At 54.8% G+C, this 14579-nt stretch carries 15 protein-coding genes; 6 read left to right on the top strand and 9 right to left on the bottom strand.

Annotated features, from left to right (window positions below):
• Positions 1-7 precede the first annotated feature (7 nt).
• From pcaC to Q8W24_RS11010, 6 genes are all read right to left on the bottom strand, one after another.
• Complete coding sequence (gene pcaC, locus Q8W24_RS11035) at positions 8-427, bottom strand: 4-carboxymuconolactone decarboxylase (RefSeq protein WP_303434168.1); 420 nt, start codon at positions 425-427, stop codon at positions 8-10.
• 81 nt (positions 428-508) lie between these two features.
• Entirely contained in the window at positions 509-1957 is a 1449-nt protein-coding gene (locus tag Q8W24_RS11030) for an NAD-dependent succinate-semialdehyde dehydrogenase (protein WP_305451762.1), read from the bottom strand.
• Positions 1957-2463, bottom strand: a complete 507-nt coding sequence (locus tag Q8W24_RS11025; protein ID WP_303434170.1) for a flavin reductase family protein — start codon at positions 2461-2463, stop codon at positions 1957-1959. Before Q8W24_RS11025 ends, Q8W24_RS11030 begins: the two co-directional genes overlap by 1 nt.
• A gap of 11 nt (positions 2464-2474) precedes the next feature.
• Positions 2475-3953, bottom strand: a complete 1479-nt coding sequence (locus Q8W24_RS11020) for an aldehyde dehydrogenase (RefSeq protein ID WP_305451763.1) — start codon at positions 3951-3953, stop codon at positions 2475-2477.
• Positions 3950-4786: an alpha/beta fold hydrolase gene (locus tag Q8W24_RS11015; protein ID WP_305475301.1), complete on the bottom strand. Its 837-nt coding sequence runs from the start codon at positions 4784-4786 to the stop codon at positions 3950-3952. Before Q8W24_RS11015 ends, Q8W24_RS11020 begins: the two co-directional genes overlap by 4 nt.
• Before the next feature lie 15 nt (positions 4787-4801).
• The gene (locus tag Q8W24_RS11010; protein ID WP_303434173.1) at positions 4802-5401 is read right to left on the bottom strand and encodes an amino acid synthesis family protein; all 600 of its coding nucleotides are present in this window, start codon (positions 5399-5401) and stop codon (positions 4802-4804) included.
• A gap of 147 nt (positions 5402-5548) precedes the next feature.
• Between Q8W24_RS11010 and Q8W24_RS11005 the strand changes: the two genes are divergently transcribed.
• Positions 5549-6358, top strand: coding sequence for a helix-turn-helix domain-containing protein (locus Q8W24_RS11005; protein WP_305414665.1), 810 nt, complete (start codon positions 5549-5551; stop codon positions 6356-6358).
• 316 nt (positions 6359-6674) lie between these two features.
• On the opposite strand, the gene Q8W24_RS11000 is transcribed toward Q8W24_RS11005, so the two are convergent.
• On the bottom strand, positions 6675-7709 hold the full coding sequence (locus tag Q8W24_RS11000; protein ID WP_305414667.1) for an LLM class flavin-dependent oxidoreductase: 1035 nt from the start codon (positions 7707-7709) through the stop codon (positions 6675-6677).
• 369 nt (positions 7710-8078) lie between these two features.
• On the opposite strand from Q8W24_RS11000, the gene Q8W24_RS10995 reads away from it, so the two are divergent.
• From Q8W24_RS10995 to Q8W24_RS10985, 3 genes are all read left to right on the top strand, one after another.
• Positions 8079-9038, top strand: coding sequence for a glycine betaine ABC transporter substrate-binding protein (locus Q8W24_RS10995; RefSeq protein WP_303434176.1), 960 nt, complete (start codon positions 8079-8081; stop codon positions 9036-9038).
• Between the two features lie 201 nt (positions 9039-9239).
• Positions 9240-9737 carry a xanthine phosphoribosyltransferase gene (gene gpt, locus Q8W24_RS10990; RefSeq protein ID WP_303434177.1) on the top strand — a complete coding sequence of 166 codons (498 nt, stop codon included), beginning with the start codon at positions 9240-9242 and terminating at the stop codon, positions 9735-9737.
• Positions 9738-10195: 458 nt separating this feature from the next.
• Entirely contained in the window at positions 10196-10924 is a 729-nt protein-coding gene (locus Q8W24_RS10985; protein ID WP_305475299.1) for a hypothetical protein, read from the top strand.
• A gap of 67 nt (positions 10925-10991) precedes the next feature.
• Here the strand turns inward: Q8W24_RS10985 and Q8W24_RS10980 are convergent, their stop codons facing one another.
• Both Q8W24_RS10980 and Q8W24_RS10975 read right to left on the bottom strand, forming a co-directional pair.
• Positions 10992-11468, bottom strand: a complete 477-nt coding sequence (locus tag Q8W24_RS10980) for an NYN domain-containing protein (RefSeq protein WP_303434179.1) — start codon at positions 11466-11468, stop codon at positions 10992-10994.
• Between the two features lie 144 nt (positions 11469-11612).
• Complete coding sequence (locus Q8W24_RS10975) at positions 11613-12641, bottom strand: AraC family transcriptional regulator (RefSeq protein ID WP_305475296.1); 1029 nt, start codon at positions 12639-12641, stop codon at positions 11613-11615.
• Positions 12642-12916: 275 nt separating this feature from the next.
• On the opposite strand from Q8W24_RS10975, the gene Q8W24_RS10970 reads away from it, so the two are divergent.
• On the top strand, positions 12917-14044 hold the full coding sequence (locus Q8W24_RS10970; protein ID WP_305475294.1) for an aldo/keto reductase: 1128 nt from the start codon (positions 12917-12919) through the stop codon (positions 14042-14044).
• A gap of 295 nt (positions 14045-14339) precedes the next feature.
• Positions 14340-14495, top strand: coding sequence for a hypothetical protein (locus Q8W24_RS10965; RefSeq protein WP_305475292.1), 156 nt, complete (start codon positions 14340-14342; stop codon positions 14493-14495).
• Positions 14496-14579 lie beyond the last annotated feature (84 nt).

The raw sequence follows: 14579 nt of genomic DNA, 5'->3' as shown, positions 1-14579 counted from the left end.
ATGGTTGTCAGGCAACCGGCGTTTGATCTTGCTGGTCGGCGTCGAGCTCGGCCAGCACTTCACGCGCAATTCTAAAGCTATCGATCGCTGCAGGCACACCACAATAGATCGCGGATTGTAAAAAAACCTCACGAATCTCTGCAATGGATACCCCGTTATTCAGCGCACCACGGACATGCACCCGGATCTCGTGGGGACGATTCAGGGCCGTTAACATGCCCAGATTGATCAGTGAGCGCTCCCGGCGGCTGAGTTCTTCCCGCGTCCAGATTTCGCCCCAGCAATATTCTGTCACCAGCTCCTGCATTGGCCAGGCGAATTCGTCCCGGTTGTTGTTCAGGCTCTGGTCGACGTAGGCGTCACCCAACACTTCACGGCGGACTTTCAATCCGGCATCAAAGCGGTTTTTTTCAGCAGAATCAGTCATAACATTCTCTCTATGCGTGGCTTGTGCGTTGGCTTGTACTTTGACCTGTACTTTGACCGGTATCTTGACCGGGCCAGTGTCTTAACGGCCCAGTCCGCCCATCATCATGTATTTGATTTCCAGGTAATCATCCATGCCGAAGTGTGAGCCTTCACGCCCCAGCCCGGAGGTCTTGATCCCACCGAAGGGAGCTACCGCGGTAGAAATCAGCCCTTCGTTGATACCCACCATGCCATACTCCAGCGCTTCGCCTACGCGCCAGCAACGCGCCATATCCCGAGTATAGAGATACGCCGCCAGGCCAGAGTCGGTGTCATTGGCCAGGGCAACCGCCTCGTCTTCGTCATCAAAGGCAAACACCGCAGCCAAGGGGCCAAAGGTTTCTTCCTGGGCCACGGCCATGGTGCTGGTCATACCCGACAGCAGGGTGGGAGCAAAAAAGTTCTCACCGGCGGCGTGTGGTTCGCCACCACAATGCAAGGTCGCGCCCTTGTCCAGCGCGTCACGCACATGGCGCTGTACTGTGGTTAACGCTGCCTGGTTAATCAACGGCCCTTGATCGACACCGGCCAGCAAGCCATGACCAACCTGTAGTGCCTCAATCTGCTCTTGCAAGCGTCGCACAAAGACATCATGGATGCCACGCTGTACCAGAAAACGGTTGGTGCAGACACAGGTTTGCCCTGCGTTACGGAATTTGGAAATCATCGCCCCCTGAATCGCGGCGTCGATATCGGCATCATCAAACACGATAAAAGGTGCGTTGCCTCCCAGCTCCAGCGAGACTTTTTTGACGGTATCTGCACACTGGCTTAATAGCAGTTTGCCGATCCGGGTCGAGCCGGTAAAACTCAGCTTGGCGACTTTCTGGCTGCTGGTCAGAACATTGCCGATGGCAATGGCATCACCAGTCACAACGTTAAAGACACCATCGGGAATACCGGCCTGTTGCGCCAGTGCTGCCAGCGCCAGCGCCGAAAACGGTGTATCCGGTGCCGGTTTGACGATAAAGCTGCAACCCGCTGCCAATGCCGGGCCACACTTGCGCGTAATCATGGCGCAGGGGAAATTCCACGGGGTAATCGCTGCCACAACACCGATCGGCTGTTTCACCACAACGATACGGGCATCCGGGTTGGGACTTGGAATCACCTCGCCGTACACCCGCTTGCCTTCTTCGGCAAACCATTCGATAAAACTGGCGCCATAAAGAATTTCACCGTGAGCTTCGGCCAATGGCTTGCCCTGCTCCATGGTCAGAATACGGGCCAGTTCATCGGCATGAGCCACAATCAGCTCATACCAGCGATAGAGAATACGGCTGCGCTGTTGTGCCGTCATGGCAGCCCAGCCCTTGCGGGCCAACTCGGCGGCCAGAATAGCGGCATGGGTTTCGGCTTCCGCCATCAGCGGCACCGTACCAATCACATGGCCATTGGCCGGGTCATAAATGGTCTGGGTTTGCCCGTCATCGGCATCGCACCAGCGACCATTGATAAAAGCCTGTTGTCGGAACAATTGCGCCGTCATCAGCAAGCCTCCTCAATTACCGGCATTGGCCAGCTGCCCATATCCCCTCGGCAATACACCATTGGACTGCGACCGCTGTCATTGGCCATATGCTGCACTTCTCCCACCAGGATGGCGTGATCGCCGCCTTCGTATTGACGCCAGTGGCAGCATTCCATCACCGCCACGGTCGAGGCCAGTACCGGCACCCCGGTGACGCCTTGCTGGATATCCAGCTGCGCCAGCGCGGCCACCTTGTCGGCCCCTTTTTTGGCAAAAGCCCAGGCTTCCGCACCCTGATCCGCAGCCAGAATATTGACTGAAAAATGCGTGGCTTCACTGAGCACCTGATAGGATTCGGAGCGGTACTGCGGACACACCAGAATCAGCGGCGGATCCATCGACAGGGCACTGAATGCGCTGGCGGTCAGTCCGGTTACCCGGCCATCGCGATCGTAGGCCATCACCACGGTGACCCCGGACGGAAACGAACCCAGAGTGGCTTTATACAAATCTTGGTTAATCATGTTGCTGCTCCTCAACGCATCACAAAGGGGTCGCTCATTGGCTCGCTGGAGAGGTTGACCCAGACGGTTTTTTTCTCGGTATAGGAAAGCACGGCTTCGATACCGCCCTCGCGCCCATAACCGCTGTCACCAAAACCACCAATCGGTGCCATGGCGGACACCACCCGATAGGTATTCACCCAGATAATGCCGCTGCGGACGGCCTTGGAGAGTCGATGGGCGCGGGCGATATCCCGCGTCCAGATACCCGCCGCCAGGCCGTAACGGGTGTCGTTGGCCAGCGCCAGTGCTTCAGCTTCTGTATGAAAACGAATTGCTGCCGTGACCGGACCAAACACTTCTTCCTGCATCAGGCTGTTCGACGATGAGTCACATTCCAGCAAGGTCGGTTGGAAATACCAGCCGCCATTACATTCAACCCGCTGGCCGCCGTAGCGCAAGACGGCGCCTTCGCTGATCGCCTGCTGCACCATATTGTCGGCGATATCCAGCTGGGCCAGAGTCGTCATGGGCCCCATTTCGGTCTCTTCTGCCAGTGGATCACCAATACAGATACGGCTGGCGCGTTCGCAAACCCTGGCGACCACTTCGTCGTAAATACTGTCGTGAATCAACAGCCGGGAACCGGCCACACAACTTTGCCCTGACGCGGCAAACACACCGGCAACAATGCCGTTAACAGCGCTGTCGATGTCGGCATCCGGGAAAACGATTTGCGGCGACTTGCCCCCCAGTTCCAGCGACAGATGAGCGAAGTTTTCAGCACTGGAGCGCACGACATGGCGCGCGGTGGCGGCACCACCGGTAAAGGCAACATGGCGCACCAGCGGATGACGGGTCAGCGCCGCACCGGCGGAAGGGCCATAACCGGTAATAATATTCACAACACCGGCCGGGAACCCGGCTTGTTCAACCAGTTTACCCAGCGCCACAATGCTGGCCGAGGCGTGTTCTGACGGCTTGATCACCAAGGTATTACCCGCCGCCAGCGCCGGTGCCATCTTGATGGCTGTCAAATACAGCGGACTGTTCCAGGGCACAATCGCGGCGACGACGCCCATTGGCTCGTGCAGGGTGTACGCCATCATGTCGGATTTATCGACCGGCAGGGTTTGCCCTTCGATCTTGTCAGCCAGCCCCGCCATATAATAGAAAAACTCTGGCAAATACCCCATCTGGCCACGGGTTTCGCGGATCAGTTTGCCGTTTTCCCGGCTTTCCAGTTCCGCCAGCAGCTCACGATGATCAGCAATCAGGTCGCCCAGCGTCCGTAACAGCTTGCCTCGTGCTGTGGCGGTCAGCCCCGCCCAGGCCGGACTGACAAAAGCCTGATGTGCCGCCGTGACAGCGATATCGGCATCCACCTCGGTGGCATCCGGAAAACTGGCCCATGGCTGTGCCGTGGACGGCGTCAGGCTGTCAAAGCGATTGCCGCTCTGGGCTTCACAATAACGGCCATTAATGTACATCTGGTAAGGAGTCAAATTCACAGACAGGTCTCCGATGAGGTAGCAGGACAAGTACTGTTACAGCTGCCAAGAAACAGCTGCAAGGCGTGATTAATCAGTTGCGGGGATTCCATTGCCATCATGTGCCGTTGCCCGGCCATAATCTGGCAGCGGGCAGAAGGTATCTGGCAAGCCAGTTTCTGGGCCATTTCCGGGGTTGAGCCGGGGTCCAGCTCACCGGCCATCACCAGTGTCGGTACCCGGATATCAATCAGCCGGTCAGCCAGGTAATTGTCACTACCGGCGAACAGGCGATAGGCACGCAAATAACCTTCCGGGTTGTTGGCACAGACCAGATCCCGGATTCCCTGTATCCCGGCAGTGTTGGCAGCCCGGTATTCCGGGCTGAACCAGCGCTCCAGCGCAGCATCGATATTGGCTTCAGGCCCATGCCTGGCCACATCCAGTGTACGAGCCAGAATTGCCTGCCGGGCGTCTTCTGTACGGTCAAACACACTCCCCATGATCACCAGCGAGCGTAATAGCTGCGGCTGCTGAATCGCAAATACCCGCGCTACCAGCCCGCCCATGGAAAAGCCGATCAGATGCACCGGCCCGCAGTCCAGGTGTTGCAGCAACCGCTGCAATTGCCCGGCGTAGTCATCCAACGAGGCCACTTTGGGCGGCAACGGACTGTGCCCATGCCCCAACATATCGTAGGTAATGACCTGGTAGTGCTGCGCCAACCCTTGCACCTGAGCGTTCCAGATTGACTGGTCCAGCCCGACGCCATGAATCAGCACAACCGCGTCACCGTTACCGCAAACCTGATAGGCCGTGCCGTCCGGAGTTTTGCCTGTCAGCTTGGTTGTCATGAGTCGTGTCCTTGCTTACTGGTTAGCGAGAGTGGCTTCTTGCTCCAGATCTTTCAGATCCTGGTAGCGGTTACCAATACGAGGGTGCAGACGCCCAGCGGTAGAACCACCCAGACAGATCACCAGCTCGTTGGCTGCCGGCGCATCTTCAATCGACATTTCCATGGTGATGTAATGCGAGCGGAAGCCAGCATCATCCTTGTGCATCATTGGAATCTGGATAGAAGTACCCGGGCCACCGCGCTTGTTGGTGAAGGCCAGATAGCTCTGTGCATTCACGGCGTTACGGTAGTGATTGCCAAACCGCAACGTATGCACCACGGCCGAGGCGTGTTCGATTTCACCATCCATGCCGACAACGGCAGCCTTGCCATACGCTTCAATTTTATCCGCGCCACCGATGGCACGGCTGACGTATTCCACGATCAACGCACCCAGGTCAGAACAGTGCGCCTTGATTTCCGGGCTCAGGTCTTCAACAAAACCACGGCCAGCCCACGGGTTACGAATAATTGCCGCGACACCGACCATGGTGACCGGCTGCTCTGCCGCTTTGCCACCTTCAATAAACGTTTCTTCAATCGTAGTAATCATCTTGCGTATTTCAAAGCTCATCGAGTGACTCCTCGCTACAGAACGTATTTTCAAAAACTGTATATTTAATGGATTGTTTTCGTTTCACTGAAACATGGTATACCATAATACACATGCTTTTAAATGACACAAGAAAATAACAGCCGACACATGCTTCAGGTGATATCCATGCCAATAGAAACCACCAGACAACCGTGTTTGAACAACCTTACTGTTTTGTTACGCCCGGGATTCAGGCTAGCCGACCTGGGGCGTATTAATGAATGGCTTACTGCCTGCCAGGGAGTGACGCCCCATCATATAAGCTGGTCGATTTGTTCGTTATCCGGCGACCTGGTTCGCTCGGACGCCGGACTGATGATTACGGCATTACCCAGCCTGAATCATCAACAGCGTCAGCAAGGCAACCTGCTGGTACTCAGTGGCCACTCCAGCCCGGAGCATGATCAGGAAATCGCCCGTCTGCCCATGCCGTTAAATGACACACTGGTCTGGATTGGCGCCGACTACTACCACGCCAGTGCCTATCTGTTTCATCGCCACGCCAGCCGAGAGGCACTGGATGAATTGATGATCACCCTGTGTATGTCAGACCTGTCAGCCGATCAGGGAGATCAGGTGATACAACAGCTACAGCAAGGCAATATCCCGGCCCACAGCCAGGATAGCCGCTTGCAGCGGGCCTTGGCCGAGATGCGCAAGCATATCGACCAGCCATTAGACCGCCATCAACTATCCCGGGCGGCCTGTCTGTCGGTACGCCAGCTGGAGCGATTATTCCAGACGCATTTCAACCAGACGCCAGGCAAGTACTATACTTGCCTGCGCCTTGAAACCGCCCGCGAACACCTGCAACAGAATCACTCATCTGTCACCGACGTCGCCTATTCCTGCGGTTTCAACTCCGTCTCGCATTTCTGCAAATTGTACAAATCCCATTTCGGCGTCAGCCCTGCCCGCACGCCCATCGTGATTTGAGCGCCAGCAAATCGAGTGATGAGCAGGCAGAACAACCGCTGCAACATCACTCAGCTGATCGTCATAACGACAAAGCAACCAACTAAAAAACACATCAAAAAGAAAAGAAGCGGGAGACCGGCAAGAACTGGGGCAGGCGCACTGAACCGCTGGCAATATTTTATTTACCAGTGATCCAGCACCATCGAAAAACAGGATTACCCTATTTTTTCGATAACACAAAAATATCCAATAAAATCACAACATTTCAGACAAAAATAAAACCAAATAAATCATGGTATACCATGATTTATTTGGTTTCAGATAACCCTGACAATCAGAACGAAGGCATTACCTGATTAATAAACAGTTGCAGGGATTCCTTTTTCTGCTCATGACTCAGGCTGTTATCACTCCAGAAACTGTATTCCGTCAAACCACTGGCTTCGTAATATTTCAGCCGTTCAACCACCTCTGCTGGTGTACCAATCACCAGATTGTTGCGCAACTGCTCTGGCGCCAAAGCCTCGAACGCCTCCAGCTCGTCTGCCGAAATCGGATGACAGAAGCCACTCACCGGTTGCTGGTCATTACGTGCCCAGCCCTGGAAGTAGGAGTACCAGCGACGAATGCCTTCTACCCCAACACGCCAGTCTTCCGGATCTTCATGCACATAGGTATGACGCAGACACATAATCTTGGGCCGTGCTTTTTCCGGGTGTTTGGCACAAGCAGTTTCAAACTTGTCCATCAGGGAACCCACTTCAGCATCGGACTTGAACAGCGGCGTCACCATAACGTTGCAGTTGTTTGCAATGGCAAAATCATGTGACGCCTGCTCCCGTGCAGCCACCCACATCGGCGGCCCACCGGACTGCAGCGGTTTCGGTACTGATGTTGAGGTCGGGAACTGCCAGCACTCACCATCATGGGCATAATCTCCCTGCCACAGCTTGGGCAAGATCGGCAGCATTTCACGCAAATAACGCGCACCATCAGCGGCTGGTATACCACCAGCCATTCGATCAAATTCACACTGGTAGGCACCACGGGCAATACCGAACTCCAGCCGTCCGCAGGACATTTGATCCACCAGCGCCGCTTCGCCTGCCAGTTTTATCGGATGCCAGAAAGGCGCAATAACGGTTCCCAGACCCAGCCGGATCGTGGAAGTCTGAGGCGCCAGATACGCCAGAAAACTCAATGGGTTAGGGCCAATGGTAAATTCCATTGAGTGATGCTCACCGACCCAGACCGTTTCCATACCACCTTGTTCAGCGATCTGAACCAGCTCAACCAGCTCATTCAGCAGCTCCTGATGCGTTTTGTCAGGGCTATAACGCTCCATTTGCAGGAACAGGGAAAATTTCATACTACGTAACCTTTTTGGGAGTTCAGGTTTTGTTTTGTTCACGAAATCCACTCTTCTGTGGATTGATCTGTATTACGGTATACCATAATACATAAACATAAAAGATCATCGAATACCAAGCAGTGGCAGTACAACCAATTGACCGGTTTGGGTACATTTATCCGGCTTGCGCCAAACCGATCATAGTTTCAATACATATCCATCATGACTCCCCCAAATAAAGCCAAAGCGTCACAAGATGACGCTGAGACACCATCATCCACCTTCTGCCCTTTTGATAATGACCGCACCGAATGACGTCATCTGTCCATCCCTTGTCCGGGTCGGACACTGACCATTGTCGCTCTCTTTCTTTGGGTGCCCATCAAGATGAAACACTTTTCGACTGCTTTATTATTGCTACTGTTCCTGGCACATCCCGCCATGGCAGAACCAGCAAGCTGCAAAAACCCCACGCTGGGAGAAGTGGACTGGACCGATTTGCGGGTCGCCACTGCCACCGCCAGCATTCTGCTGAACAAGCTCGGATACGATGCCAGCATTACCCGAATGCCTTCCCTGCAGGATGTTTACAAAGGCATGGACAAGGATCAGGTTGATGTTTTTATGGGCTACTGGATACCGGCACAACGTCACGTGGCCGCACCGTATCTGCAGCGTGGATCGATAAAAACCCTGACAACCAACCTCGACGAAGGCCGTTATACCCTGGCGGTGCCGGACTATGTTTACGACCAGGGAATACGCAGTTTTGCCGACCTGGCCCAACACGGTGACAAGTTCGACTGGCGGATTTATGGCAGCGGCAAGGGCAGCAGTGGCAATATCTCGGTACAAAACATGATTGATTCCAACGCTTACCAGCTGCAATCGTTCAAACTGATTGAAACTTCAGAGCTGCTGATGCTGGCACAGGTCAAAGGCCGTATTCGCAAGGGTGAATGGATCGCCTTTCTGGCCTGGACACCCCACCCCATGAACCAGAATTTTTCCATTCGTTACCTGTCTGGCGGTGAAGAATACTTTGGCAAGGATTATGGTCACGCCACTATTAATACCAATGTTCGCGATGGCCTGACTGCCCGCTGCCCCAATCTCGGCCGCTTCTTCCGCAACCTGACCTTCGAGGCCAGCGAGCAGGAACAGATCATGGATCAGGTCAGCAACTACTTCGTACCGCTGGACCGGGCCATTTATATGTGGCTGAACCAGCACCCGGAAGTCATTACCCGCTGGCTACAGGGAGTCACTCGTTTTGACGGCCTGCAAGCCGACGCCACGGCCATTGCAGAGCAGCTTGCTATTGGCTGGGGACGGATCAGGGATTAGTGGCGTGTTTTGGGGCGACGCATCACAGCGCCATAAAAGAGCAGAACGGCCCCGGATCTTTATTGTGTAATGGCTCTTGATCCCCACTGGCCAAGCCGACATTCTCTGTATTGCCAGGAAAACCGGGGCTTGATCCTGCTCGCACCTCCGAATAAAGTGACCGCCCGGTCAGTTTTTCATTTTATTCACAGGTTCCTGCTCATGTCCGATCACACGTACTCCATGGATTACCCCGTCAGCTGGGAAGAGCTGCATCGCAATGCGCGCACGCTTTCCTTGCGGCTGTTAGACAAAGGCCCCTGGAAAGGGTTGATTGTTATTACCCGTGGCGGTCTGGTTCCGGCAGCGATTCTGGCACGAGAGATGGACATTCGTCTGATCGATACCGTGTGTGTCACCAGTTATAAAAGTACCGGGGATTCCTCGGTGCAGTCGGTACAGGGCGAGTTGCAAATCCTCAAGGGTGTCGAGGGAGATGGCGACGGCATGCTGTTGATCGACGATTTGGTCGATACCGGCAAAACTGCTCGTTGTGTACGGGAAATGCTGCCGAAAGCACATTTTGCCACGCTGTACGCCAAACCCGCCGGTGTCCCTCTGGTAGATACTTTTATTACCGAGGTGAGCCAGGATACCTGGATTCGTTTCCCCTGGGATATGGAGTACACCTTCTCGACGCCTCTGGCTGATCGCACATAACGTACCCAACCCCGTATCTAGGCCTAACTAAACCCATACCCAAGCCAGCCATCATTACTGGTCGCCCCATGTGACAAACAGGTGGCGACCAGATCTTCTCGGTTCGGCCAGCACACTCTTCCCGACAAGACCAGGTTGGCCTGATTCAACCTTATTCTGCCTGCAACATTTAGGTGCCTACTGGTCCATTCAGCGCACTATCGCCAAGCATTAGCGCAACCGCTGAATCGGATATCGCGCCCTTAACACCTCATATTTCCTCCCTTAGTGCCGATAAAACGGTCATTTGAAATTAAAACGGTTATTTCTGGCCAGTTGGTCAGGATTTTGCTTTTCATCAATTGCTGTCCGAACGGTCAAGTTATAGGCCGGCGACATAATGCTGCATCAGGAGGCTCACAGGCCTTTGAAGTCAGCCAGACGATTTCCTGAATTATTAATCTGAAAGAGAGAGTGTGATGAAAAAACAACTTCTAGCCCTGGCCGTTGTCGCCGTAGCAACCATTCCTGCAGCACATGCCGAGCGTTATTTTGCTGATAACAGCATCTCTGTACTGGTTGGTGGTGATTTCAAAATTGATTCCAACGACTGGCCACAAACCGACAAGGACTACGCTCTGAACACCTACACCGTTGAGCACGTGTCGGGTTACAGCTGGGGCGGCCTGTTCTTCTTCCTCGACCGTGACCAGGGTGACAATAACTTCCGCGCCAGCTACAGCGAGTTCTCACCCAAGTTCTTCGTCACCAAGTTTGACGATGGCATCGTTAAAAACATCAACCTGGCCTTTACGCTGGAATCCGGTTCAACCTCATCCGGCTACAGTCAGGATAACTACCTGTACGGTATTGGTGCCGACCTGGCGATTCCAGGCATGAACTTCGCCAGCGTCACGTATTTTTACAGCATGAACGACAATGGTCTGGACGACGATCACCAGATCACTCTGACCTATGGTGCATCCTGGGGCCAGGTTGAACTGGGTGGCTACATCGACTATTCAACCGGTAGTGATGATCACAAAGCCAGCTTCAACTTCAACCCGCAGCTGACCTATAACGTTGGTCCGATGCTGGGTTACGACAACAAGATCAAGCTGGGTCTTGAGTACAGCGCATGGCACAACAAATACAGCAGCGAATTTGACGAAAATACCGTCAGCGCTCTGATCAAGGTACATATGTAAACAGCAGCAAGAAGCGCAGTGCGGGCAAGGAAGCTCGCACTGCGCTACTCCATCACATAAAAACCGCTTAGCCCAGCAACAGATCACCATCGATTGGAAAATACTCGCTGGCCGCATGGATCAGTGACGATGCCGTCAGTTTTGCCACCCCGTACACCTCCACTCGTTTACCCCTGCCCACTCTCAGCTTATTGGCCAGCAAATCAAAATCGCCGTCCCCGGAAACCAGCACCACCACATCGGCCTGCTCGCCATATTCCAACGCATCAATGGTGATGCCTACATCCCAATCGCCTTTGGCCGAACCATCGGCCCGTTGAATAAAGGGCTTCAGTCTTACCTCAAAACCGATCGCCCGCAGGATATTCTGGAATTCCCGCTGCTTCTGGTCGCCACGATCAGTGGCATAAGCAAAGGCTTTCACCACATCCCGCCCTGCCGTCGCGCGCGCCCAGAAGCGGTTGTAATCGAAATGACGCCGAAACGTACCACGGGTGGTGTAGTACACGTTTTGCACATCCACAAATATCGCTACTTTTTGCACAGGCGCTTCCTTACGATGGATTAGTGTCAGACAACAGCGGCCATGCAGTTGCCCGCCTTGTCATGACTGGGAAGCATACCAGTCGGTCCACCAATAAGCAGACACTGCCGCGTTATTGTCGTGTCCCGATACAACCGGCCGACGCTAATCGATACTTTCCAGCACCAGACTGGAGCGCAGCTTGGCCTTGTCCCGGCCTGGAGGCGCACCAAAGACCTTGTGATAGTCGCGGCTGAATTGCGACGGACTTTCGTATCCGACCCGATACCCGACACTGGCCACTTCATGATCGGTCAGTAACAGCCGCCGGGCAGCTTGCAGCCGTATCTGCTTCTGGAACTGGACCGGTGTGAATTGGGTAATCGCCTTGAAATGACGATGGAACGACGCCGGGCTCATGCTGGCCATGGCAGCCAGATCGGCGACTTTGAACCCTTGCTGATAATGGCTGCGCATCCAGGCCGTTACCCGGCCAATCCGCGCGGTATCGCTATCTTCCATACCAATTTGTTGCAATGCCGCCCCCATTGGGGAGCGTAACAAACGCCAGCAGATTTCCCGCCGCAACAGGGGCTCCAGCACCGCCAGGTCTTGCGGCTGATCCAATAACTGCAGTAAACGCAGCAAGGGATCGATAAGGTCGGTGGGTAATACCGCCGTCGACAAGGCCGACGGCCGTTCAGCCAGTGGCAGGCACGGAGCTTGTCGTGGCGCAGTCGCTAATGCCGACGCCGGGGCGTGCAGTAATAACTCCGCCACCATTTCCGGGTCAAGCGCGACACTGAAAGCCACATACGGACAGTCGGGACTGGCCTCCATGATCCGGGAATTGACCGGTACATTCACCGATGCCAACAGGCATTGTCCCTGCCGGTAATGGAATCGGGTGTCTGCCAGCTCACTGAGCTTGCTTCCCTGCAGCACCACACAAAAGGACGTCGGATAAATGGCGCGCATCGTCCCGCTGGGCTCGGTGGCTCGGGTCAGTCGCAAGCCATCGATGGCGTTCTCCTGTCCATGGCGATGCCATTGCCGTTCGGCCAACGCGGTCAACGCATCAAGCGATGCAGAGGGCATCGCTTGCTGATGAGCCATCTGACCGGCCTGAGCAGGAACCCTCTGGTCTGCCTGCGCTGACGCCTGGCATAACGGGTTTGCGGATGGTGTTTTCATATCGATCTTCCTTCGCTTCTGTCAGCGTAACGGCCGCCGCCAGGCAACCGGTGTATACCGGGCGCAGCAGATTGGCCACGTGAATCACTGTACCCCGACAGCCATTAAAAAGTAGCTCCCGCTTGTCATTTGAGAGGATCAGGCAAGAGTCTGCGAGTTTCTGCCAGCGGTTTTTCCGCCCGCTGGCCATAGCATGGCCTTCTGTCCTGGCTAGCGAATTCAGACAACGACATCGCCAGCCAATCGTCAATGATGCACTCCCGAGGTACGCTGTTATGTCGAGCTCTTCTCCTGTTACCCCCAACACAAGCCCCAACGCCTCTGCTGGCACACCCCCGAACATCACCCACTCAGCCACGGCTCCGGGCACTATGCGGATGCGCCAGCTGGGTCACTCCGGCTTGTTTGTTTCGGAGTTGTGCCTCGGCACCATGACCTTTGGTGGCAGCGATGGCATCTGGGGCATGATCGGCCAGCTGCAACAGCAACAGGTGGATGAACTGGTGGCCGCGGCGCTGGCTGCGGGCATTAACTTTATCGATACTGCCAACATGTATGGCGGAGGTGCCAGTGAACGCCTGTTAGGTCAGGCGCTCAAAAACCTGGACGTAAAACGCGATGAAGTGGTTATCGCCACCAAGGTACTCGGCCCCATGGCTGCCAGCCCGAATACCCGTGGCGCCTCCCGTGGCCATATTATGAGTCAATGCCAGGCCAGCCTGCAGCGCCTGCAACTGGACCATATCGATCTTTACCAGATTCATGGGTTTGATAAGGCCACCCCGATCCGGGAAACCCTCGAAGCCCTGAACACTCTGGTACAACAGGGGCTGGTGAATTACATCGGCTTGTCGAACTGGGCCGCCTGGCAGGTGGTCAAGGCGGTCGGGATTGCCGAAGCGCGCCAGCTGTGCCCAATTATCTCACTGCAAGCCCATTACACGCTGGTCAGCCGGGATCTCGAACGCGAGGTCATACCGATGCTGCAGTCGGAACAGATTGGTTTGATGGTCTGGAGTCCGCTGGCCGGTGGCTATCTGTCGGGCAAATACGAAGGCCCGGAGGCATCGGCAGACAGTCGCCGCACCAAACTTGACTTCCCTCCGGTAAACCGTGAACGGGGCAGTGAGGTGATTGCCGTTATGGCTGGTATCGCGGCGGAGCAACAAACCAGCATCGCCCGGATTGCCCTGGCCTGGTTGCTCCATCAATCAGCCGTAACCAGTGTTATTGTGGGTGCCAAACGCATCGATCAGCTGACCGATAATATCGCGGCCACCCAGGTGCATCTAACGACCGATCAGTTGGCCTTGCTGGACGCCGTCAGCCGCTTGCCGGAAGAATACCCGGGCTGGATGCTGGAACGGCAGCAAGAATACCGCGCTCATATGGCTTCGAACTAAGAGCCGCCGCTGCGGATACCGGCGGGATTAACCAGCTGGCATCATGGTTTCATTTCATGGAATGGCATGTGAGCTGCCAGCCCCTGCCATTCTGGAGCGTATAACCCCTGACTGGCCGCCGTTATTCGACGGCCAGTCATCCCAGGAAACACGCAACCAGTCGCCGCTTGCGTGAATGACAGGTGAAGTTCCATAAAACCAGCCTATATTTTCAAATCCTTACCGAACACCCACCATTACTTTGCATTGCGATCGCTACACTGACTGCCTACTTTATGACCCGGATCACTGCACTATGGAAACCAACCGTATAACACCGTTATTAAGCGCATTACTGTTGGCTTTTGCGGCTGCCAACCTGACCGCCTGTGGCGGCAGTGCTTCTGGCGATAGCACTTCGGATGACAGTTCAAGCAGTGATGTATCGGACTCGGACTCGGACTCGTACTAGGAATCGTACACCTACTCCTACAAGCACAACGACTACAACACCGACAACTACTAATACTAATAATAGTACATAAGGCGGAGATAA

Source organism: Oceanobacter sp. 4_MG-2023, assembly GCF_030689165.1.
Classification (GTDB): Bacteria; Pseudomonadota; Gammaproteobacteria; order Pseudomonadales; family Oceanobacteraceae; genus Oceanobacter.
This window is presented reverse-complemented; position numbering and strand designations above follow the sequence as displayed.